This is a genomic window from Enterococcus sp. DIV0294 (assembly GCF_050558155.1).
Taxonomy (GTDB): Bacteria; Bacillota; Bacilli; order Lactobacillales; family Enterococcaceae; genus Enterococcus; species Enterococcus faecalis.
The window spans coordinates 1,931,322-1,954,154 of the sequence record NZ_CP187889.1; the positions used below are offsets into that span (position 1 = coordinate 1,931,322).

A 22,833-nucleotide genomic window follows, 5' to 3' on the forward strand; every position below is an offset into this window, starting at 1 on the left:
AAAATAAAGCTCTTCATTTATCATAAGCATTTTACTTTTTATGCACAAGCTCAACATAATTAAATAAAGATGGCTTTTTAATAAGTAATTAAAACGCTTCTAGCAATGATTTTCTAATTTATTTGATGACTAAAAAAGGCCGGTGAATAAGTTGCTTCACCGGCCTTTTTCTAAAAGATTTTTCTTTTATAACATATCAAATAATGATAATTGGTTTTCATCTGGCAAGTCTTTTAAGACACCATTTTCATTCATGTATTCAATCAACGTTTTAGAAACTTTGCCTCGTGTTGCCAAATCTTCTTTCGACAAGAACGGTTGCTCTTCTCGCGCAGCGACAATGGCTTTCGCTACGTTGAGGCCTAAACTTGGCACTGCTCGGAAAGGTGCAATCAAGGTATCCCCTTCAATCACAAAATTTTCAGCATCTGATTTGTACAAATCAATCATGCCAAATTTATAGCCCCGTTCCAACATTTCATTACATAATTCTAAAACCGTTAATAAGTTTTTCTCTTTAGTGGAGGCGTCCATCCCTTTGTCCGTAATTTCTTTCATTCGTGCTTTCACAGCTTCTTTCCCTTGTGACATTGCCACTAAGTCAAAGTCATCCGCCCGAACGGAGAAAAACGCACAGTAATATAAGATTGGGAAATAAACTTTAAAGTAAGCGACCCGCAACGCCATTAATACGTATGCTGCCGCATGGGCTTTCGGGAACATATATTTAATTTTAGAACAAGAATCAATATACCAGTCAGGGACGTTGTTTTCTTTCATCGCATTTAAATACGTATCCCGTAGTTCATCAGGAATCTTATTCCATTGTCCTTTACGTACCGTTTCCATAATCTTAAAGGCCATCCCACTGTCCAAACCAGCATGAATTAAATAAACCATGATATCATCCCGACAACCAATTACTTCAGCAAGATTGGCTTCGCCACGACGAATCAATTCTTCTGCATTCCCTAGCCACACATCGGTTCCGTGAGACAGTCCAGAAATTTGAAGTAATTCTGCAAAAGTTGATGGATGGGTCTGTTCTAACATACCTCGAACGAAACGTGTCCCAAATTCAGGAATTCCTAAAGTTCCTGTTTTAGAATAAATTTGCTCTGCATCCACACCTAGAACATCAGGTCCTTCAAAAATACGCATCACTTCTGGATCGTCTGTTGGGATTGTTTTTGGCTCAATCCCAGATAAATCTTGTAACATCCGAATCACGGTTGGATCATCATGTCCCAGAATATCAAGTTTTAAAATATTATCGTGAATAGAATGGAAATCAAAGTGCGTCGTTTTCCATTCTGCCTCTTGATCATCTGCAGGGTATTGGATTGGCGTAAAATCATAAACATCCATGTAATCAGGAATTACAATAATACCGCCGGGATGCTGCCCAGTCGTCCGTTTAACCCCTGTTGAACCTTTAGCTAAGCGATCAATTTCAGCGCCGCGCAAATGTAAATTATGATCTCTTTCATATCCTTTAACAAAGCCATACGCTGTTTTGTCGGCTACTGTACCAATGGTTCCTGCCCGGTAGACATATTCTTCACCAAAAAGAACTTTCGTGTAGTTATGGGCTTCGGCTTGATAATCGCCAGAAAAGTTCAAATCGATATCGGGAACTTTGTCGCCATGGAACCCTAAGAACGTTTCAAAAGGAATGTCGTGACCATCTTTAAACAATCGAGCACCACATTTTGGACAGGCTTTTTCAGGCATATCAAACCCTGAACCATAGGAACCATCTTCATAGAACTCAGAATATTGACACTCAGGACAATAATAATGTGGCGCTAAAGGATTTACTTCAGTAATCCCTGTCATTGTCGCAACAAAACTCGAACCGACAGAGCCCCGTGAACCGACTAAATAGCCGTCTTCATTACTTTTATGCACCAGTTTTTGAGAAATTAAATAAATGACCGAGAAACCATTCCCGTTAATCGAATTCAGTTCCTTTTCTAACCGTTTTTCGACAATTTCTGGTAAAGGATCGCCATACAATTCGCGCGCACGATTGTAGCTTAAATCAGTGATCTCTTGTTCAGACCCAGGAATTTTTGGCGTATACAAATCGTCTTTTACTGGAATAACTTCTTCACATAAATCAGCGACTTTGTTGGGATTTTCTACTACAATTCGCTTAGCGACGTCTTGTCCTAAAAATTGAAATTCCGTTAACATTTCATCGGTGGTTCTGAAATGAACCTTTGGTAAACTATGGCGATTTAACGGATTAGCGCCACCCATAGACCCGACTAAAATTTTCCGATAGATGGCATCTTCTTCATTTAAATAATGAACATTTCCAGTGGCGACAACCAGCTTGCCAAGTTCGTCACCGATTTTCACTAGATTACTAATAATTTCTTCCAAATCTGCTTCATTTTTCACCAATTCTTGTTCAATTAATGGCGCGTAAACTGGTTTGGGCATAACTTCAATATAATCGTAGAATTTGGCACGATTTTTTGCTTCTTCGACACCTTTTTGCATCATTGCTTCAAAAATTTCGCCGTTTGAACATGCGGAACCGATTAAAAGCCCTTCTCTTAACTTCGATAATTGCGAACGAGGAATCCGTGGTACTCGGAAAAAATAATCTACATTGGACATCGAAATCAATTTAAAAAGATTTTTTAATCCTGCTTGAGTTGTTGCTAAAATCGTTGCATGGAAAGGTCGAGCACGTTTGTATGAGTCTCCTTCGCCAATATGACGATTCAAATCATCATGGAAATGCATATCATGATTCTCTTTCGCTTCTTTTAAGAAAATCCAGCACAAATGACCTGTTGATTCTGAGTCATAGATGGCACGGTGATGTTGTTCTAAGTTGACGCCAAATTTTTTCGATAAGGTATTTAGACGATGGCTTTTGAAATGTGGATACAAGAATCTGGATAATTCTAATGTATCGATGACGGGATTAGCCGCTTCAGGTATTCCATGTTTGCCATAACTTGTATTTAAGAACCCCATATCAAAAGAAGCGTTGTGGGCCACTAAAATAGTTCCTTCTGAAAACTCTTTAAACATGCGTAAAACTTCTTCTTCGGATTTTGAACCGCGCACCATTTCATCTGTAATCCCAGTTAAATTGATCGTTGTTTGAGATAATGGATGGCCAGGATCAATAAATTGCTCAAAAGTCTCAATGACATTTCCTTTGTGCATTTTGACAGCGGCCAATTCAATAATTGTATCATAAACAGCGGAAAGCCCCGTTGTTTCCACGTCAAAGACCACATAGGTGGCATCTGTTAATTCAATATGTTCTTCGTTGTAAGCAATAGGTACACCATCATCAACAATATTGGCTTCCACGCCGTATAAAATTTTAACGCCTGCTTTTTTACCTGCAGCATGGGCATCAGGAAACGCTTGGGCTCCGCCATGATCCGTAATTGCGATGGCCTTGTGCCCCCATTTCCCCGCTTGCGCCACCAAGTCACCGACTTTATTGGTCGCATCCATTGTACTCATGTTACTATGCATGTGTAATTCTACACGTTTTTCACCTTCTGGCGCGTAGTCTTTTCTTGGCGCATGGGCGACTTCCATCAAATCTTGAGCATTCATGACTAAATCACGCATGAAGGTATCTTCTTGTACACTACCACGAACACGAATCCAACTTTGTGGTTGAATCGCATCAAAAACTTGTTCATCTTTTTCCCCATTCGAAAATTTCTTCACCACGAAAGAGGAAGTATAATCAGTTATTTTCAAAATTAAAATTTTTCGTTTAGAACGCAATTCACGCACTTCTTTATCAAAAATAAAGCCTTCAATCGTTATACGACGTTCTTCTTCCAGTATGTTTCCCATTGGCATAATGGGTTCATCATTGGGAATATTCCGACCTAAACGAATTGGACCATCAAACGCAGGCGCTTGTTGTTGTTTTTCTTTTTTCATTTGTTCATGTTTAACAAGCGATTCAGCAGCTTGTTGTTGAAAGGCTGCGGCTTGTTCTAATTTTTGTTCTTCAAACTTTTTCAACACTTCTGCAGCTTGCTGTTGATCCATTTTTGGTTCAATATGAAACTTAGGAAACCCGTAAGAGAAGTAAAGTTCCTCAATAATTGGTAAATATTGTTGCTTCAAATAAGGAATAACTGCTTCATTATCAACAGGTAAGATAATTTTCCGATCTTCAAATTGTGGTGTCTGTGTTTTTAAGACTTTCTGAACTAACGGTGTATTGCATTGACTATTTAACAAGGCCAATTGCCAATAATCCGTTAATTGTTCCTCTGTAAATGTTGTCTGATTTGTGGTTATTTGAACGGAAACCTGCGCAATTTGTTGAAAAGCTAGTTCCAATTGTTGCATAAATGTTTGATATAACATCACTGGCATCAATTCATCAAAACTTAAATGAAATTCCCATAAGCGACTTTGTTGGTGAACAATGACCTTGTCAATCCGGCCATTTTGAATTAAGGGATGTTCTTTCGCTGTGTCATCTAACTGAATTTGCGTCATCAGTTTATCAAATAAATCGCGTGCTTTTTCTGTCACAAAATGAACCTCCTTCTATCATTGAAAAAAGGCCCTCAGACAAATCTGTCAAGTGCCTTTTTTCGGTTTCTCTGCATTCGCTTCTCTATTAAGTATACTCGTTTTTTGTAAAAAAACAATCTTGTTCCGTCACTGGCTTGCTAAAAATTAGAGAACAAGAGTAATGTACTCGTGAAGAATCCCATTATTTGTATGAACATATTGAAAAAAACATCCTTTAACTCCGTATTTACCAATCCCTTACAAATCCATTCTTGCTATTTCTTCCAATTTCTCAATCTCTTTTCGATAATTTTTCCGCATGGCTTGTTCTGTTTCTTCTAGGATTAAAACAAACCGATTTTCTGTTCGTTTCACTTCATCTAAACTGGTGGCTATTTGATGATGAAACATTCGTTTGTCCCAAGTATCATTTCTAGTAAAATAAGCCACCTTGTCTACTAGTTGGTTCGTTTGTTGTCTAAATCGCTGGATTTCAGCGGAAACATGTTGCTGTTGTTGATTGATTCTGCGCTTTTCTTGATAATAGTTGTCTTCAATCATCTGGTAACTGCGGCGTTTTTCTTCCGGTGTCATCTCCTAACCTCCTTTTGCTGGTGTTTTTAAATTTGCGTCAGGAATCGTTTTCAAATAATGGCTCGCTGCGTCCGCCACTTGCCCTTGAAACGTACCTTTTAAGGAAGAAGGCAACGTAGTTTTTGATTGTTTGCTCATCAATTCTGAAAGTTTCTTGATTGTATGTGTGGAGGTTTGTTTGATGGTTGCGATTCTGGTTTGTTTTGCTGTAATCACAGCTTGAATGGCTTGGCGTTCTTGTATCTTTTGTACGCGTTCTAATTCCAATTGAAGTTCTCTTTCCAGTTCATCCATGTGCGACATCCTTTCATTTCTGTGCAAATAACTGATTACCTGCTTGGCGATCGTATTCTTGAATATTTTTAGCCGCAGTTGTTAACTTTTCACTAAATGTCATCAGTTTTTGATTATATTGTTGAACTTGTTTCCGATTGTGACTGGCCTGTGCCTCGTCCCACAAACGACTTTTTTCATAGGGTGCAATCATTGCTTGGACCTCAGAATAAGACAAATATTGTCTAATTTCATTGGCACTTATTAAAATTTCCTTGGAAATTTCTGCTAACGCTTGTTCTGTGTCTTGCTGGCTTTGTTTCAGTAATTTCTCCGCTTCTTCACCGATTGTCCTAGCCTGATTAGCTACCTGTAATGCCAAGTCTGCTCGTAACTTGATTTTTTGACCGCCAGAAGCACTGGCGATTTTTGTATGTAAAGAACGAATAGCTTTATCAGTACCAGATTTTAATTTTTCAAAATTCGCATTCGTTTGCGCAAATTCGCCATAGAGTTCTAAGTACTCCTGCACTCGTTTTTTCGCTTCGGCTTCATTATTTGTGGTGGGATCCCAGTCGCCATTTTTCTTTGCCCAGACTTTTGCTGCTAACTTGACTTGCTCCAAAGTCATATTCGGTGCGAAAATGCCATCTTTGGCTAAACGATCCAAATCCAAGTCGTCTCCATCAAAATAGTTGGCTAAAGTATTATGTTCACCAACCCCTGAAATCGAAGAAATCGTGCCATATTTACTATCACGTCCTGACAGTGCTGCCCACGAATCATTTTGGTAGCGAATCAAAAATTCTGGATTTTCTTGTAGCCACTGTTTTTCACTCGTCGTTAAACGTTCAAATTGATTGCGGCCCCAATCATCAAAACTGGTGGTACGAAAGCCCATTTCTTGCCCGTATTTCCCTGCCATTTTCATCATGTAGCCACCTGATTGACTAAAGCCTGCAACATCGGTAATTGTGCCGTTTTGCGAGGCGATTTTTTGCTGCGTTTGTTTTAAAAATTTTTCAGCTTCCTGATATTCTTCAGAAAGTCCACCTACGAAAGCTGTCCCAGCTGTTTCAAAGCCTTTTTTACCTTCATCCCCAAAGGAATTGGTACCAGCGTACACGACAGCGACGTTGTTATAGTCAGGTTTACCTTGGTCATCTAAAGGCGCGATGGCCATGGCATTTAGTTGGCTGGATTGGGTGCTGGCGGCTTTGTGGATGATTCTAAAATCTTTTGTTTTTTCTTGAATTTCTAAAACTACTGTATCACTATTTAATTGAACTGTCTCTTTTGTAGAATCAATTGCTTTTGCTAAGGTCTCTGTTGTAATTTCATTACTCAAATTCCTTTCCCTCCTAATATGTTAATTCATGAATTTCTAAGTTATAAATTACTTTTGCATTTGGACTTCCTTTATCAGACTTTCTAAATCTCTCAAAAACTTTTTTTCAGCTTGGTTCAAATCGTATGTCGCATTCCTTAATCCTACTCTAACTGCAACATCTGTATTTTTATCGTTTAATGAGTCTAGCACAACATATTTTTTCAATTCATCATCATATTCGGTTTTATCGGTTAGACGAAAATACATCATGAAATAATCATCTTTAGATACATATACTCTAATTTCACTATTAACATAATTCCCCAACAACGATGTCCCATACCCTTTTGCATTCCGCCACTCTACACCAACGCCTTGCCACTCAATCTTCTCAATGCCTTCATAGTTTTCTACCAAATAGTTTGATACATATTTTTGAATTAAATCGATTCCTTGTTGGTAATCCTTTTCTATTGCTTTTTTATCCATGTATTGTTTTCCTCCTATTCCTAAAATAATTAACACGACAGTAGCTAAACCAATTAGCCACCATTTTCTTTTTTTCACTGGCTTTCCTCCTTTCTTTTTTATGTACACTAATTTTTTAAAACTTCTATGTTAAGATATTCTGGCTTCCTGATATTCTTCAGAAAGTCCACCTACAAAAGCTGTTCCAGCTGTTTCAAAGCCTTTTTTACCTTCATCCCCAAAGGAATTGGTACCAGCGTACACGACAGCGACGTTGTTATAGTCAGGTTTACCTTGGTCATCTAAAGGGGCGATGGCCATGGCATTTAGTTGGCTGGATTGGGTGCTGGCGGCTTTGTTTATAAGTTGAAAGCTTTCCTTTCGTTGATTAATTTCTAACTTGAATTCTTCTCCGATTCTAATCTCTTTTACTCTATCTTTGGTGTCGTCAATTGCTTTAGCTAACACTTCTGTTGTAATTTCATTGCTCATTACACTAACCTCCTAATACTTCAATTCATAAATATCTAAATTATAAATAATTTTAGGTATCGATAGCTTTACTGTTTTTTTCCTAACTTGCTGAAGTTTTATTTTTTCTTTGTCATTAAATCGTCTATTAGCATTCCGGATTTCCATTTCTAACATAGAATCTATGTTTTCAGAATTAAGAACATCACTTTGAACATATTTTTTTAATTCTTCGTTGTATTCTGTTTCATCAGTCAAGAGAAAATGTAGTTTAATGTAACTATTTTGAGAAATAAATAACTTAACATCGCTTTTCACATAATTCCCCAACAACGATGTCCCATACCCTTTTGCATTCCGCCATTCCACGCCAACACCTTGCCACTCAATCTTCTCAATGCCTTCATAGTTTTCTACCAAATAGTTTGACACATATTTTTGAATTAAATCGATTCCTTGTTGGTAATCTTTTTCTATTGCTTTTTTATCCATATATTGTTTCCCTCCAATTCCTATTATGATTAGTAATGCAGTAGCTAAACCAATTAGCCACCATCTTCCTTTTTTCACTAGCTTCCCTCCTTTCTTTTTATGTACAATCGTGTTTTAACATTCTATTGGATTCGTCCCATAAATCCCTTTCACTAGTACAGCGCCAATGCTACTGGGTTCCCTTTACTAACCTAACTTCATTCAATCGTTTCTGTTCTGAAAGAGTATTTTCTTTAATTTTCTAACCTATTTTTTATTGGTTATAACCTCCTCTATTCAATCTAATTAATTAGCCACCATTTTATAATATCATTAACATATAATTACTGTAAATATAATTTTAAATTCTATCTATATATGAAAAATTTGTTTAAAAACAAAAAAATATCATTTAATCAGCTTAAACCACTTATTTATTTCTCTTATTATTAAAAACAATAAAGGAAATAATTTTATATAGATTAATCTTTAAAATCAAATATTGTTTATAGCTTGAGACATTTAAGTTTTTTATTACATTAAAAAAGCTTAAAACAAAATCAGAGAAACTTTGATTTCGTTTTAAGCTTTATACTGTTATTAAGTTTGTTTATTTATTCTACTTCTGATGTTGTGTTCATCAAAATAGAAAGTGTACTTTCTAATTCTTCTTTGCGTACTTCCAACATTTCACCAGTACGTTTGATTTTGACTTCTACCACACCATCGACTGCTTTTTTACCGACTGTGATACGGATTGGACAACCAATTAAATCAGCATCAGCAAATTTTACGCCTGCGCGCTCATTGCGGTCATCAACTAATACTTCGTAGCCCGCTTCGGTCATCATTGCTTCAACTTCTTGTGATAGTTTTGTTTGATACTCATCTTTGACATTCATTTGGACCACGTGTAAATCAAATGGCGCAATTCCTGTTGGCCAATTAATACCACGCTCGTCTGCGTTTTGTTCAACGATTGCTGAAAGTAAACGACTAACGCCGATGCCATAGCAACCCATGATCACTGATTTTTCACGACCGTTTTCATCTAAAACTGTTGCGCCCATAGCATCACTATAACGCGTTCCTAATTTAAAGATATGACCAATTTCGATTCCTTTAGTAAAGGCTAAGACACCATTGCCATCAGGAGAAGGATCGCCTTCTTGAACAAAGCGTAAATCTTCGTAACTAATTGGTTGGAAATCACGATCTGGATTTACATTTGTCAAATGATAGCCATCTTCGTTAGCCCCAACAATGGCGTTGGCTAAATCTTGAACAGCTAAATCTGCATAAATTTTAACATCTTCGGAAACATTGACTGGACCAATTGAACCAAAGCCCGCTCCTAAGACACGGCGAGCATCTTCTTCTGTTGCTTCATCTAGGAAATCAGCGCCTAAGAAGTTTTTTAATTTGACATCATTGACATCATGATCGCCACGAACCAAGACCATTACTGGCTCTTCATCAGCAATAAATAGTACTGATTTAATAATACGTTGTGGCTCAACTTCAAAGAAGTTTGCCACTTCGGCAATTGTACCCACTTCTGGTGTTGCAATTTTTTCTAAATCTAATTGTGTTTCATGTGATTTTTTCGGCGTATAAAGACTTGTTGCCATTTCTAAATTGGCAGCATAATCACTTTCTGTTGAATAACAAATAGTATCTTCCCCAATTTCAGAAATCGCCATAAATTCTTTAGAATCTTTACCACCCATGGCACCACCGTCCCCAATAATGGCACGGAATTCTAGTCCACAGCGTTCAAAAATGCGTGAGTAAGCTTTTTCGTAATCACGGTATGATTGATCTAAACTAGCTTCATCGGCATGGAAAGAATAGCCATCTTTCATGATAAATTCACGGCCTCTTAATAAGCCAGAACGAGGGCGTTTTTCATCACGATATTTTGTTTGAATTTGGTATAAATTCAAAGGTAATCGTTTGTAAGAATTAATTTCATCACGAATTAATTCTGTGAAGGTTTCTTCATGCGTTGGGCCTAAGATATAGTCACGGTCATTGCGATCTTTTAAGCGATACAAGTTAGGCCCATAAGTTTCATAACGGCCTGATTCTTTCCAAAGTTCTGCTGGTAATAACGCAGGCATTAACATTTCAACTGCATCAATTTTCTCAAATTCTTCTCGCATAATCGTTTTTAATTTTTCTAAAACACGATTGGCTAAAGGTAAATAAGAATAGATTCCTGCAGCGACTTGACGAATATAGCCTGCGCGCAACAGAATTTGATGACTTAAGACTTCTGCATCATTTGGTACTTCTCTTAACGTTGGAATTAACATTTTTGACTGTTTCATTAAAACTCTCCTCTATTTTAAAATCAACTATTTTTGATTTCTTTACACACTTTTTTACTTAAGCTTTCTCCTTAAAAGAAAAAGCGTTGAATATCGTTCCAAGTAACTAACACCATTAACACCATGACAAACCCAAAGCCAATTAACGTAATGATGCCTTCTTTTTCAGGACTAATTGGTTTTCCACGTACACCTTCAATAATGTTTAAGACAATTTTCCCGCCATCTAAAGCTGGGATCGGCAACAAATTAATAATCCCTAAGTTCATTGACAACATGGCCATTAAGAATACAACTGTACTTACTCCAGCATTGGATGCTTCTTCCGATAATTTAAACATCATGACTGGCCCACCTAGTTTATTTAAGCTAAAACCGGTGAATAGTGAGCCGAGTGCTTTAAAAATCTGTGTCGTACTATTTAAAGTATCCTGAATACCGCCCATCAATTTTGACGGTAAATCGGTTTTCATATAAGGATAAACGCCGACTTTACCAATCGTTTGTTTTTCCACTTTTTGTTTTTCTGGTGTCACTGTTAGTTGCTCTTCTTTGCCGTTACGATCAACTATGAACGTTAACGGCTTTTCGGGGTTCTTCTGCACAATGGTTGTAAAATCTTCGTATTTTTTGATTTTTTGATTATTAATCGATAAGACTTTATCATTTTCTTTCAACCCAGCTTCTGCGGCTGGGCCATTAGGAATCACTTGTCCAATTTGATTCGTGTTTAAATCAGTGACGCCTCCTTGTAGAAAGACCGCTAACGTAAACAGAATAAACCCTAAGATAAAGTTATTCATGGGTCCCGCAAAGTTCGTCAAAATGCGTTGCGATAATTTCGCTGATTGAAATTGAACGTCAAGTGGCGCAATCCGCACCTCGGTTCCATCACTTTCAATAATCGTTGCATCATGGTCAACTTTATAAACGGTTTCTTCTTCCTCGTTTCCATTGACATAGCCCTTGATGAATAATTCTTTTTCAAGATCAAAATCAATGACTTCCATCGGAATACTATGAGGTAATTGTACTTTTTTACTTGTATTAATTTTAACCACATTACCCACGGCATTTAACTCAACAGATAGAGGCATACCTGGTGTGATTTCTGTCATGTCTTCGCCCATCCCAGCCATTCGCACATAGCCACCAATTGGCAATAAGCGAATCGTATAAGTGGTGCCATCTTTTCCACGATGCGCAAAAATCTTTGGTCCCATTCCGATTGCAAACTCACGAACTAAAATACCCGCTCGTTTTGCAAAATAAAAGTGGCCAAATTCATGTACGAGGACAAGAATACCGAAGACAATAATGAATGTGATAATTGTTTTCATAGATGTCCTTCTTCCTTCATTCACTGACGTTCAGTGCTTTTTATTATTACATGGGAAAGTCTCGTAAAACTTGCTCTGTTCCCTTCCCGATAAACCAGTGCAACTGTTTACTGAGAACAGTCGCCACTGTTAGTGAACAAATCTTTCCTTATGTAAGACAAGTTTTATTTTAGCATATTCACTCATAAATAACCATTGGACTTGACCACTTCGCCTAGATATTTTGTGTTTTTTTAGAAAACTGTATAAATGAGAGGAATTGATTACTACGACTAGTATTTATTTTAAAGACCTTCAACAATAGTAGCTGACTTTAGACCATAAACTTTTCCGACAGTTTGTCGTATTTTATCAACACGCTGATTGACATGTGCTACCATGAAAGTATTAATAGTAATTTTAGGGGGAATGAATCAATGTATGGAGAATTACATGGTAAAGTGGCCGTTGTCACTGGTGCAGCTACGGGTTTAGGATTATTTATTACTCTGCGTTATATCTTAGAGGGCATGAATGTTGTTGCTGACTATGTCGGTGAGCTGCCTAAAGAATTTGAAGATGTCCAAGCCAAGCACGCAGACCGCGTAAAATTCGTGAAGGCTGATGTCTCTAATGAAGAAGATATTAAAGCGTTAGCTGAAACCGCTTTAAAAGAGTTTGGTCATGTTGACATTTGGGTAAATAACGCCGGTGTGGAGGCTTCTTTTCCGACAATTGATATGCCATTAAAAGAATGGCAACGTGTCATTGATGTCAATTTAAACGGTGTCTTTTTGGGTTCTAGAGAGGCACTCCGAATATTTAGAGATCAAAAAATCAAAGGGTCAATCATTAATATGTCCTCCGTTCACCAAAGAATTCCTTGGCCAACGTTCGCCCACTATGCGGCAAGTAAAGGCGCAACCGAAATGTTCACGAAAACAATCGCTTTGGAATATGCGGAATATGGTATTCGTGCCAACTGTATTGCACCTGGAGCGATTAACACACCTATTAATGCTGAAAAATTTTCCGATCCCGAACAGTTAAAACAAACAACAAGCATGGTTCCTATGGGCATTATTGGTAAACCCAATCAAGTAGCTGCTGCGGCCGCTTGGTTAGCTTCTGATGAATCCTCATACGTAACCGGAACAACACTCTTTTTGTAGATGGCGGGATGTCTCTATACCCTTCGTTCCAACACGGAGCTGGTTAAAAAGTAGTCTGCAACAAAATTCTCTATGAATTTTTGTTGCAGACTTTGTACTATCACACACAAAATCTATTTAGGAGGTTTACCATGAAACTAGTCAAAAATGTTCTTTTAATTTTAATTGGTTTAGTTATTATCGGGATTGGCGCATCCACTTTAAGAGTGGCAGGTTTAGGAGTTGATCCTTTCACTGCTATGAATATCGGACTTTCTTCGATGTTTGGTATGCAATTAGGCATTTTTCAAATTATTGTCAATGCGTTTATTTTATTCTATGTCTATTTAAAAAACAAAAAAGCCATTGGTCTGGGAACTATTTTAAATATGCTTTTAGTAGGGATTTTGATTCAACAGATTTCTACTTGGCTTCAACCTTACGCCGATAGTTTAGGAGGCTCAACAATTGGCAAACTACTTTCTTTATTCGTCGGAGTCCTGATTTTTACATTTGGCTGCGCCTTATACATGGCTACAGATCAAGGTGAATCCCCCTATGATGCGATTGCGCCAACCATCTGTCAACAAATCTACAAACCTTACGCTTCTGTTCGAAAAGCACAAGATTTGTTGGTCCTATTAATTGGCTTTATTGCTGGTGGTCCAATTGGGATTGGGACAATCATTTGTGCATTTGGTGCTGGCCCACTCATTAGTTTCTGGAACAAGTTACTTCAACCTTTAGTAAAATGATTTTTTAACTAAAATATAAGAAAAAGCGATGACTCGAGAAGAAAATCTCTATGGAGTCATCGCTTTTTCTATTTGTGCTTTCTTTGAAGAAGCATGATTAGTATGTTTCTTGTCTGGCTTTCCGTTGTTATTTTGGTTGATTATTTGTTGGTAGAGTGAAAAACTATCCTACTGACCCTTCCATCTCATAACTAATCAACCGATTCAACTCAACCGCATATTCCATCGGTAATTCTTTCGTAAATGGTTCAACAAAGCCCATAACAATCATTTCTGTCGCTTCGGCTTCAGATAAGCCGCGACTCATTAAATAATATAATTGTTCTTCAGAAATTTTTGAAACTTTGGCTTCGTGTTCTAAGGAGACTTGGCTGTTATGGATTTCGTTAAACGGAATCGTATCTGATTTTGATTTTTCGTCCATGATAATCGTGTCGCATTCGATGTGGGAAATCGAGCCTGCGCTGTCTTTGCCAAAAGTCACTTGGCCACGGTAGTTAACCTCGCCGCCGTCTTTAGCAATTGATTTTGAAACAATTGAGCTAGAGGTATTCGGCGCATTGTGAATCATTTTGGCCCCAGTATCTTGGATTTGGTTAGCGCCAGCAAAGGCAATCGATAACATCGTGCCACGGGCACCTTTGCCATCTAAGTAAACGCTTGGGTATTTCATGGTTGTTTTAGCTCCTAGGTTACCATCAATCCATTCGACAGTGGCACCTTCGTAAGCTTTAGCACGTTTGGTTACTAAGTTGTAGACGTTATCTGACCAGTTTTGAATAGTGGTATAACGACAATAAGCATCTTTTCTTGTAAAAATTTCTACGATGGCCGCATGCAAGCTGTTACTTGAATACGTTGGTGCCGTACAACCTTCAACATAGTGAACGCTAGCCCCTTCATCGACAATAATCAAGGTCCGTTCAAATTGGCCGGTATTTTCAGCGTTGATTCGGAAATATGTTTGTAATGGTACATCAACTCGAACGCCTTTTGGTACATAAATAAAGGTTCCACCTGACCAAACAGCTGAGTTTAAAGCGGCCAGTTTATTATCTGTTGGTGGCACAAGTTTTGAAAAATACTCTTTGAATAAGTCAGGATATTCTTTTAAAGCAGAGTCAGTATCTGTAAAAATGATGCCTAATTTTTCAAATTCTTCTTTCATGTTGTGGTAAACAACTTCTGATTCATATTGAGCAGAAGCCCCAGCTAGATAAGCACGCTCAGCTTCGGGAATCCCAATTTTTTCAAAGGTTTCTTTGATTTTATCAGGTACATCATCCCAATCGCGTGCGGGTTTGTCGCTCGGTTTTTGGTAATATTTAATTTTACTAAAGTCAATATCTGACAGGTCTGGACCCCATTCCTGCATGGGCATTTTATTGAATTGTTCTAACGATTTTAAACGGAAGTCAAGCATCCATTCTGGTTCGCCTTTCACGCGAGAAATTTCGCGAACGACGTCTTCTGTTAGGCCGTCTCCGGTACTAAAGACTGGTTCCACATCGTCGTGAAAGCCAAATTTATATTCTTCTAATTCAGGTACTGTACTCAATTCGTCGTCACCCTTTCTTTATTTTTCACAATGTAAATGACCGGCTTCGCCTTGGCCGTTATTAGCAACAGCCTGCTCTAAGGCTTTCCAAGCCAGGGTTGCACATTTAATCCGAGCTGGAAATTTAGCTACGCCGCTTAACATTGCTGCATCGCCTAATTTTTCATCTTCGGCCACTTCATTTCCTTGAACAAGTTGGGAGAAATCCTCTGCTAAGGCCGTTGCTTCGGCGATTGTTTTTCCTAAGACCGCATCAGTCATCATACTAGCACTTGCTGTACTGATGGAACAGCCACTTCCTTGAAAGGCGATATCTTTAATCACACCGTCTTCAATGGCCACATCCAGTTCAATCACATCTCCACAAGTAGGATTATTCAGTTCAATTGTTTGGCTAGACGCATCTAGCGTTCCGTGGTGATGTGGGTGGCTAGAATGGTCCAAAATGACTTGGCGATATAAGTTATCTAATTTAGAAAGTACCATGCTGGAAAAACTCCTTTGTCGCTTTAATCGCTTTAACTAAGCGATCTGCGTCTTCTTTGGTATTGTATAAATAAAAACTTGCCCGTGCGGTTGCTGGCACGCTCAAATAGTTTAATAGCGGTTGCGCGCAATGGTGACCCGCTCTGACAGCGACCCCTTCCATATCTAACGCTGTAGCCACATCATGTGGATGTAAACCTTCAATATTAAAAGCAATCACACCTGTGTGGTCTTTTGGATCCTGTGGACCATAAATCGTCAAGCCCTCGATAGCTTGCAACTTCGGCAAAACATAGTGAACAAGGGCTGCTTCATGTTGATGAATGGCCTCCAAACCAATTTCTGTTAAATAATCAATAGCGGCACCTAAGGCAATTGCCCCAGCAATATTAGGTGTACCAGCTTCAAATTTCCAAGGAAGCTCTTTCCAAGTACTTTCTTGAAGATGAACAAAGTCAATCATTTCGCCACCAAATTCCACAGGTTCCATTTGTTCCAATAAATGACGTTTGCCATAAAGGACACCAATTCCAGTTGGTCCACACATTTTGTGACCACTAAATGCATAAAAATCAGCATCGATGGCTTGAACGTCCACAGGCATATGAGGAACTGCTTGCGCGCCGTCTACCACCATCACAGCGCCATTTTGATGAGCTAATTGTGTTAATTCTTCGATTGGATTAATGACCCCTAACACATTTGAAACATGAGCAATCGAAACAATTTTCGTTTTTTCTGTAATTTGTTGACGTGCACTTGCCATGTCTAAAAAGCCGTCTTCAGTGACGTCTATATACTTCAAAATGGCTCCTGTACGTTGGGCTAATTGTTGCCAGGGAATAATGTTTGAATGATGTTCCATGTAAGATATGACGATTTCATCCCCGGCTGTAACTGCCAAGTCACCATAACTTTTGGCAATCCAATTCAAACTGGTTGTTGTTCCTCGTGTAAATAAAACTTCCGCTGTTTCTTTGGCATGGATAAATTGGCGAACCTTTTCGCGGGAGGCCTCATAGTCCTTCGTTGCTCGTTCGGCTAACGTGTGCACCCCACGATGAACATTGGCATTATCGGTTTCATAATAATGTCGTAAAACATCTAACACTGCCGTTGGTTTTTGGGTTGTTGCAGCATTGTCTAAATAAACTAGCGGTTCATCATTAACTTCTTGAAATAAAATAGGAAACGATTGACGAATGGTTGCTGCATCCATCATGCGTTTAACTTCCCTTCAATTACTTCTACAAATTCATTTTGTACTTCTTTAACTGGAATTGCTGTAATGACAGAACCTAGGAAGCCACGAATCACCAAACGTTCCGCTTCTTCTTTACGCAAGCCGCGGCTCATTAAATAATACATTTCTTCTGGATCTACTCGACCAACACTGGCTGCGTGTCCGGCAGTCACTTCATTTTCATCAATTAAAAGAATTGGATTGGCATCACCACGAGCTTTATCAGACAGCATTAAAACACGACTTTCTTGCTGTGCGTCGGCTCCTTTTGCTCCTTTTAAAATGTGGCCAATTCCGTTAAACGTTAAAGTACCACGTTCACGAATAACTCCATGTTGTAAAATATGACCAATTGAATGTGGCGCTTTGTTTGTCACTCGTGTGTCGATGCCTTGTGTTTGTTTACCTGCACTAATTGCAACGACTTTAACTTCTGAATGAGCGCCTTCGCCAACTAAATCAGAATCAAAATCAGCCACAACATCGCCATCATTCATGACGCCTAGAGCCCAATCAACAGAGGCATCCCGCATAATATAGCCACGACGATTCATATAAGTCGTTACAGTTTGCCCTAATTGATCCACGGCTGAGTATTTAACTTTTGCGCCATCTTTCGCAATCACTTCCACAACAATATTTCCAGAAGCTTTCTCTGCGTGATGACCAGTGGATTGAAAACGTTCTAAATAACTGAATTCACTATGATTATCTGCAACGATTAAAACATGTTTAAAGAAAGGTTGGTTGCTATCTGAATCCTGAATAAACAAAGATTCAATGGGCTCTTCAATCACTACGTTTTTAGGAACGTATAAGAAAACGCCACTATTCATGAAAGCTGCATGAGCTGCTGTCAGCTTATCTTCTTCTGGTAATACGGCTTTAGTCATATAGTATTCTTTAACTAATTCTGGGTGCTCTTGTAAAGCAGTAAAAATGTCTGTAAAAATTACCCCTTGTTCCGCTAATGAGACTGGCAATTGCTCAAAAGCATGAAAAGATCCTTGTTGAACAATTAAAGGATTGTCTTTCATTTGATCAAAACTTGCGACATTTCCTTCAGAAGGCACATAACTTTCCATGTGAACATTTAATAAAGGCCAACGATGAAATTTCACACGATCAATATGTGGTAACTCACTTTCGTCAGCGTTTTTTAAAGCCGTTGTTCGCAATTCAGTCATCCAAGCTGGTTCTTCATGTTCTAGTGAAAAAGCGGTGACTTCGTCAAGATAATCCATTAGATTTACTTTTTTCATTTATCTTGTCCTCCTTACGCTTCTTCTTTGTAATCAATACCTAATTCTTGGCTGATACCAGCATAGCCTTCTGTTTCTAAACGTTTTGCCAAATCAGCCCCACCGGTTTTCACAACGCGGCCTTCCATCATGATATGAACAACATCTGGCGTGATATAGTTCAATAAGCGTTGATAATGGGTAATAATTAACGCACCAAAGTTCTCGCCGCGCATTTCATTAACCCCTTTAGAAACTACTTTTAACGCATCGATATCTAAGCCTGAATCAATTTCATCTAAAATGGCAAACGTAGGCTCTAACATCAATAATTGTAAAATTTCATTTCGTTTTTTCTCGCCGCCAGAAAAACCTTCGTTTAAGTAACGCTCAGCCATTTCTTCAGGCATATTTAATAATTCCATTTTGCTATCTAATTTTTTTAAGAACTGCATGACTGACATTTTGTTGTCTTCGTCACGTTTTGCATTGATTGCTGCACGCATGAATTCAGCATTGGTAATTCCTGGAATTTCGCTTGGGTATTGCATTGCTAAGAATAAACCTAAGCGAGCGCGTTCGTCTACTTCTAAATCTAAAACGTTGACGCCGTCAAATAGAATTTCTCCTTCTGTGACTTCATAGTTAGGATTTCCCATAATTGCTGCTGATAAAGTAGATTTACCAGTCCCATTAGGTCCCATAATTGCATGGATTTCTCCAGTATTAATTGTTAAATCGACCCCTTTTAGAATCTTTTTATCTTCAATTGATACGTGTAAATTTTTGATTTCTAACACAGACATGTACAATTCCCTCCAACTTGTTTTAATCGTTTTTCCGTTCTCACTCATTTTAGCCTAATTGAGAATGAATCGCAAATTACAATTGCTAAAAATAACAACTCTTATCATCAAATTTTAGGATTCAATTTGTGAAGGAAAATTTTAAAAGGCTGATATTTCAAAGTTTCTCTATATTTTTAAGTGATCCTCCCTACACAAAGAAAAAAATTCTGGTAGAATAAAAAAATTTATTAAAGAAAGCGTTTTCTTAAATAATTACTTTAGAATGACTTTCGCAAAGAGAGCGTTGAGATACGCCTTCATCATCTATACAAAAAAATCCAGAGCATTTGCTTCTCTGGATTCAATAATTTTTATTAGTGATTGGTTTTATACTTCTAAAAGTTCTTGTTCTTTTTCAGCAGTAATCGCATCGATATTTTTGATGCTATCATCTGTTAATTTTTGAACATCTTTTTCAAATGAACGTAATTCATCTTCAGTGATGTCGCCATTTTTTTGAGCTTTTTTCAACTCATCCATTGCATCACGACGAACGTTACGGACAGCAACTTTTGAGTTCTCCGCTTCTTTTTTCACGTCTTTGGCTAATTCTTTCCGACGTTCTTCCGTTAATTGTGGAATCACTAAACGGATGACATTTCCATCATTGGTTGGGCTAATGCCGATATCACTCATTTGAATAGCTTTTTCAATGTCAGCGATAGAATTTTTGTCAAACGGTGTAATCATTAATACACGTGCTTCTGGGATATTGATACTTGCTAATTGGTTAACTGGTGTTGGTGCACCATAATATTCTACTTGAATACGGTCTAATAGACTTGCGTTCGCACGACCAGCACGAATTTGACCTAATTCACGGCGTAAGCTTTCTTCCGCTTTTGTCATTTTTTCTTTGGCTGTTGCTAAAACTTCTTTAGACATTCTTTATTTCCCCCTTACAGTTGTTCCGATATTTTCACCAAGGATGGCACGACGGATATTTCCTGCTTCATTTAGGTTAAAGACAACTAAAGGAATATCGTTATCCATACTTAATGAGCTTGCTGTTGAATCCATTACTTGCAGCCCTTTAGAAATAACATCTAAATGTGTTAGTTCTTCAAATTTTGTCGCTGTTTCATCCACACGTGGATCCGCAGAATAAACACCATCAACATTGTTCTTCGCCATTAAGATGACGTCCGCATCTACTTCTGCAGCTCGTAAAGCAGCCGTTGTATCTGTCGAGAAGTAAGGATTTCCTGTTCCTCCGGCAAAAATAACAACGCGGCCTTTTTCTAAATGACGTTCTGCACGACGACGAATGTATGGTTCTGCAATTTGACGCATTTCAATTGATGTTTGAACACGTGTAGGCACACCAAGATTTTCTAATGTATCTTGCAATGCTAAGGCATTCATCACAGTAGCTAACATGCCCATATAATCTGCTTGTGCACGTTCCATGCCCATTTGAGCACCAATTTGTCCACGCCAGATGTTTCCGCCGCCAACCACGATGGCCATTTCGATACCTAATTCATGGACCTCTTTAATTTCTTGGACGATTTCTTTAATGACTGGTGGTTTAATGCCAAAACCGTCTTCTCCGGCTAGCGCTTCTCCACTTAACTTTAATACGACACGTTGATACTTAGGTTTAACCATCATAATTCCCTCCAAGATTCTCTAAAAATCATTCAATTCCTCATTTAGATGACTTTTCACCAAAATGATTTTTTAGACCAAGCAGTGCGATCCACTGGTTTTGCCTAAAAAAAGGGAGCGCATATCAAAGTTATGCGTTCCCAAATGGCTGAAAGACTGCCTTGAATCAAGCAGTAATCAATTTATGCAGCTTCCTTTGGGGATCGCTGTCTGTTTAGATACTTATGATTCACGGCTTTTCAACCGAGCGTTTGATGCTCTTAGTTTTTCATTTGGCTCATTACTTCATCCGCAAAGTTATCTTCACGTTTTTCGATACCTTCGCCAACTTCAAAACGTACGAATGATTTCACTTCGCCGCCTTTAGAAGCAACAAATTTTTCGACAGTCATATCTGGATCTTTAACAAATGGTTGGTCAACCAAAGCGATTTCTGCTTTGAATTTTTGTAGACGACCAACAACCATTTTTTCAACGATATTTGCTGGTTTACCTTCGTTTAATGCTTGTTCAGTTAACACAGCTTTTTCGTGTTCTAATTCTTCTTGAGGAATTTGAGATTCATTGACATAGCGAGGGTTGATTGCCGCGATGTGCATAGCAACATCTTTCGCTACTTCTTCGTCAGTTGTGCCATCGATAACTGTTAATACAGCAATACGGCCACCCATGTGTAAGTAAGCGCCAAATGCAGCATTGTCAGCTTTTTCGACAACTTCAAAACGACGGAAGCTGATTTTTTCACCGATAACAGTTGTTGCTTCGATTAAATCAGATTCGATTGTGCCTTTTTCAGTTTTAATAGCCATTGCTTCTTCCATCGTAGCTGGTTTGTTTTCAGCAACTTTAGTCGCAATATCTTTAACTAAATCTTGGAACATTTCGTTTTTAGAAACGAAGTCAGTTTCTGAGTTTACTTCAACGATTGCTGCAACGTTACCTACAGTTGCTACGTTTGCTAAACCTTCAGCCGCAATGCGGTCATTTTTCTTCGCTGCTTTAGCCATACCATTTTCACGTAAAAAGTCTACGGCTTTTTCCATGTCGCCTTCTACTTTTACTAATGCTTTTTTAGCGTCCATCATTCCAACGCCAGTCATATCGCGTAATTCTTTTACCATTTTAGCTGTAACGTCTGCCATTATTTGTGTCCTCCTCGGATATTATCAATTCTTTTTAAAAAAGCTATCTCAAAGGAGAATCAGGCTTTTTGTCGCCTAGCCTTTGAGACAGCTCCGTAATCATTATTATTCAGCTGATTCGTTGTTTCCTTCAACAACATCAACGATTTCTTCGATTGAAGTTGCTTCTGGTGTTTCTTCAACGAATAACTCTTCAGTTGCTTGGTCTTCCCCTTGGTTACCTTCGATGAAAGCATCAGCCATTTTAGCAGTGATTAATTTCACGGCGCGGATTGCATCATCATTTGAAGGGATTACAACATCGATCTCATCAGGATCACAGTTTGTATCAACCATTGCAACGATTGGAATGTTTAATTTGTGTGCTTCTTGAACAGCAATGCGTTCTTTACGTGGGTCAACGATGTACATTACATCTGGAATTCTTGGCATATCAGCGATACCACCTAAGAATTTTTCTAAACGTTCACGTTCTTTGTTTAAGCCAGCAACTTCTTTCTTAGGTAAAACTTCGAAAGTGCCGTCTTCTTCCATTGCATTGATTTTTTTCAAGCGAGCAATACGTTTTTGGATTGTATCCCAGTTAGTTAACGTACCACCTAACCAACGATGGTTTACATAGTATTGACCAGCGCGTATTGCTTCATCTTTGATTGCTTCTTGTGCTTGTTTTTTAGTTCCTACGAATAAAGCAACGCCGCCTTCTTCTGCAACGTTTTTCATGTAATCGTAAGCTGCATCTACTAATTTCACTGTTTTTTGTAAGTCAATGATGTAGATACCGTTTCTTTCTGTGAAGATATATTTCTTCATTTTTGGGTTCCAGCGACGAGTTTGGTGACCAAAGTGTACGCCGGCTTCTAGTAATTGTTTCATAGAAATTACTGCCATGTTGTGTTTCCTCCAGTTTGGTTTTTATTTTCCTCTTCTTTTCGTCAACTCCTTGAAGAACTACCGTAGTAGCACCACTTCGCAGATGGAAAAGAATGTGGATTTCGTGTGTGAAAATCACACC

18 protein-coding genes and 2 pseudogenes are annotated in these 22,833 nt (G+C 38.3%); 2 read left to right on the forward strand and 18 right to left on the reverse strand.

Translation table 11 applies throughout. The annotated features are described in order from the left end of the window. Positions 1-186 precede the first annotated feature (186 nt). The 9 genes and pseudogenes from IGJ20_RS09405 to rseP all read right to left on the reverse strand — a co-directional run bounded on the left by IGJ20_RS09405 (position 187) and on the right by rseP (position 11,804). Complete coding sequence (locus IGJ20_RS09405; RefSeq protein WP_002381593.1) at positions 187-4,542, reverse strand: PolC-type DNA polymerase III; 4,356 nt, start codon at positions 4,540-4,542, stop codon at positions 187-189. A gap of 240 nt (positions 4,543-4,782) precedes the next feature. After that, positions 4,783-5,118 carry a hypothetical protein gene (locus IGJ20_RS09410; protein WP_010818969.1) on the reverse strand — a complete coding sequence of 112 codons (336 nt, stop codon included), beginning with the start codon at positions 5,116-5,118 and terminating at the stop codon, positions 4,783-4,785. Positions 5,119-5,121: 3 nt separating this feature from the next. Further along, the gene (locus IGJ20_RS09415) at positions 5,122-5,412 is read right to left on the reverse strand and encodes a hypothetical protein (RefSeq protein ID WP_010818970.1); all 291 of its coding nucleotides are present in this window, start codon (positions 5,410-5,412) and stop codon (positions 5,122-5,124) included. 13 nt (positions 5,413-5,425) lie between these two features. After that, on the reverse strand, positions 5,426-6,739 hold the full coding sequence (locus IGJ20_RS09420) for a hypothetical protein (RefSeq protein WP_202227645.1): 1,314 nt from the start codon (positions 6,737-6,739) through the stop codon (positions 5,426-5,428). Positions 6,740-6,752: 13 nt separating this feature from the next. Beyond that, positions 6,753-7,288 (reverse strand): annotated as a pseudogene (locus tag IGJ20_RS09425) (hypothetical protein). Between the two features lie 51 nt (positions 7,289-7,339). After that, positions 7,340-7,681 (reverse strand): hypothetical protein, encoded by a 342-nt coding sequence (locus tag IGJ20_RS09430; RefSeq protein WP_002384246.1) that lies wholly within the window; start codon positions 7,679-7,681, stop codon positions 7,340-7,342. Between the two features lie 12 nt (positions 7,682-7,693). After that, positions 7,694-8,230, reverse strand: coding sequence for a hypothetical protein (locus IGJ20_RS09435; protein WP_010818972.1), 537 nt, complete (start codon positions 8,228-8,230; stop codon positions 7,694-7,696). A 515-nt stretch (positions 8,231-8,745) separates the two neighbouring features. Continuing rightward, positions 8,746-10,464: a proline--tRNA ligase gene (locus tag IGJ20_RS09440; protein WP_002359769.1), complete on the reverse strand. Its 1,719-nt coding sequence runs from the start codon at positions 10,462-10,464 to the stop codon at positions 8,746-8,748. Between the two features lie 71 nt (positions 10,465-10,535). Further along, on the reverse strand, positions 10,536-11,804 hold the full coding sequence (gene rseP / locus IGJ20_RS09445) for an RIP metalloprotease RseP (RefSeq protein ID WP_142425654.1): 1,269 nt from the start codon (positions 11,802-11,804) through the stop codon (positions 10,536-10,538). Positions 11,805-12,220: 416 nt separating this feature from the next. Here rseP and IGJ20_RS09450 point away from each other — a divergent pair. Both IGJ20_RS09450 and IGJ20_RS09455 read left to right on the forward strand, forming a co-directional pair. Beyond that, positions 12,221-13,002, forward strand: a pseudogene (locus IGJ20_RS09450) (SDR family oxidoreductase). An 84-nt stretch (positions 13,003-13,086) separates the two neighbouring features. Then, complete coding sequence (locus IGJ20_RS09455; RefSeq protein ID WP_142425653.1) at positions 13,087-13,689, forward strand: YczE/YyaS/YitT family protein; 603 nt, start codon at positions 13,087-13,089, stop codon at positions 13,687-13,689. A gap of 163 nt (positions 13,690-13,852) precedes the next feature. Here IGJ20_RS09455 and sufB read toward each other — a convergent pair whose 3' ends face one another. The 9 genes from sufB to rpsB all read right to left on the reverse strand — a co-directional run bounded on the left by sufB (position 13,853) and on the right by rpsB (position 22,709). Beyond that, positions 13,853-15,247 carry a Fe-S cluster assembly protein SufB gene (sufB, locus tag IGJ20_RS09460; RefSeq protein ID WP_002356769.1) on the reverse strand — a complete coding sequence of 465 codons (1,395 nt, stop codon included), beginning with the start codon at positions 15,245-15,247 and terminating at the stop codon, positions 13,853-13,855. An 18-nt stretch (positions 15,248-15,265) separates the two neighbouring features. Then, a complete protein-coding gene (gene sufU / locus IGJ20_RS09465) occupies positions 15,266-15,733 on the reverse strand; it encodes a Fe-S cluster assembly sulfur transfer protein SufU (protein WP_142425652.1) in 468 nt (155 codons plus the stop codon). Beyond that, positions 15,720-16,955, reverse strand: a complete 1,236-nt coding sequence (locus IGJ20_RS09470) for a cysteine desulfurase (RefSeq protein WP_142425651.1) — start codon at positions 16,953-16,955, stop codon at positions 15,720-15,722. The genes sufU and IGJ20_RS09470 overlap by 14 nt, the downstream gene beginning before the upstream one ends. Further along, entirely contained in the window at positions 16,952-18,238 is a 1,287-nt protein-coding gene (sufD, locus tag IGJ20_RS09475; protein ID WP_010823041.1) for a Fe-S cluster assembly protein SufD, read from the reverse strand. The genes IGJ20_RS09470 and sufD overlap by 4 nt, the downstream gene beginning before the upstream one ends. A gap of 14 nt (positions 18,239-18,252) precedes the next feature. Beyond that, on the reverse strand, positions 18,253-19,023 hold the full coding sequence (gene sufC, locus IGJ20_RS09480) for a Fe-S cluster assembly ATPase SufC (protein WP_002356763.1): 771 nt from the start codon (positions 19,021-19,023) through the stop codon (positions 18,253-18,255). A 369-nt stretch (positions 19,024-19,392) separates the two neighbouring features. Next, a complete protein-coding gene (gene frr / locus IGJ20_RS09485) occupies positions 19,393-19,950 on the reverse strand; it encodes a ribosome recycling factor (RefSeq protein WP_002356762.1) in 558 nt (185 codons plus the stop codon). Between the two features lie 3 nt (positions 19,951-19,953). After that, the gene (pyrH, locus tag IGJ20_RS09490) at positions 19,954-20,676 is read right to left on the reverse strand and encodes a UMP kinase (RefSeq protein ID WP_002356761.1); all 723 of its coding nucleotides are present in this window, start codon (positions 20,674-20,676) and stop codon (positions 19,954-19,956) included. Between the two features lie 260 nt (positions 20,677-20,936). Beyond that, positions 20,937-21,818 carry a translation elongation factor Ts gene (gene tsf / locus IGJ20_RS09495; protein ID WP_002356760.1) on the reverse strand — a complete coding sequence of 294 codons (882 nt, stop codon included), beginning with the start codon at positions 21,816-21,818 and terminating at the stop codon, positions 20,937-20,939. Between the two features lie 105 nt (positions 21,819-21,923). Then, positions 21,924-22,709 (reverse strand): 30S ribosomal protein S2, encoded by a 786-nt coding sequence (gene rpsB / locus IGJ20_RS09500; protein ID WP_002356759.1) that lies wholly within the window; start codon positions 22,707-22,709, stop codon positions 21,924-21,926. Between the last annotated feature and the right edge of the window lie 124 nt (positions 22,710-22,833).

Coding starts and splice junctions, on each gene's coding strand:
- IGJ20_RS09410 (WP_010818969.1), bottom strand. CDS start 5,118: ATGACACCGGAAGAAAAACGCCGCAGTTACCAGATGATTGAAGACAAC.
- IGJ20_RS09415 (WP_010818970.1), bottom strand. CDS start 5,412: ATGGATGAACTGGAAAGAGAACTTCAATTGGAATTAGAACGCGTACAA.
- IGJ20_RS09430 (WP_002384246.1), bottom strand. CDS start 7,681: ATGAGCAATGAAATTACAACAGAAGTGTTAGCTAAAGCAATTGACGAC.
- IGJ20_RS09440 (WP_002359769.1), bottom strand. CDS start 10,464: ATGAAACAGTCAAAAATGTTAATTCCAACGTTAAGAGAAGTACCAAAT.
- rseP (WP_142425654.1), bottom strand. CDS start 11,804: ATGAAAACAATTATCACATTCATTATTGTCTTCGGTATTCTTGTCCTC.
- IGJ20_RS09455 (WP_142425653.1), top strand. CDS start 13,087: ATGAAACTAGTCAAAAATGTTCTTTTAATTTTAATTGGTTTAGTTATT.
- sufU (WP_142425652.1), bottom strand. CDS start 15,733: ATGGTACTTTCTAAATTAGATAACTTATATCGCCAAGTCATTTTGGAC.
- IGJ20_RS09470 (WP_142425651.1), bottom strand. CDS start 16,955: ATGATGGATGCAGCAACCATTCGTCAATCGTTTCCTATTTTATTTCAA.
- sufD (WP_010823041.1), bottom strand. CDS start 18,238: ATGAAAAAAGTAAATCTAATGGATTATCTTGACGAAGTCACCGCTTTT.
- sufC (WP_002356763.1), bottom strand. CDS start 19,023: ATGTCTGTGTTAGAAATCAAAAATTTACACGTATCAATTGAAGATAAA.
- frr (WP_002356762.1), bottom strand. CDS start 19,950: ATGTCTAAAGAAGTTTTAGCAACAGCCAAAGAAAAAATGACAAAAGCG.
- pyrH (WP_002356761.1), bottom strand. CDS start 20,676: ATGGTTAAACCTAAGTATCAACGTGTCGTATTAAAGTTAAGTGGAGAA.
- tsf (WP_002356760.1), bottom strand. CDS start 21,818: ATGGCAGACGTTACAGCTAAAATGGTAAAAGAATTACGCGATATGACT.
- rpsB (WP_002356759.1), bottom strand. CDS start 22,709: ATGGCAGTAATTTCTATGAAACAATTACTAGAAGCCGGCGTACACTTT.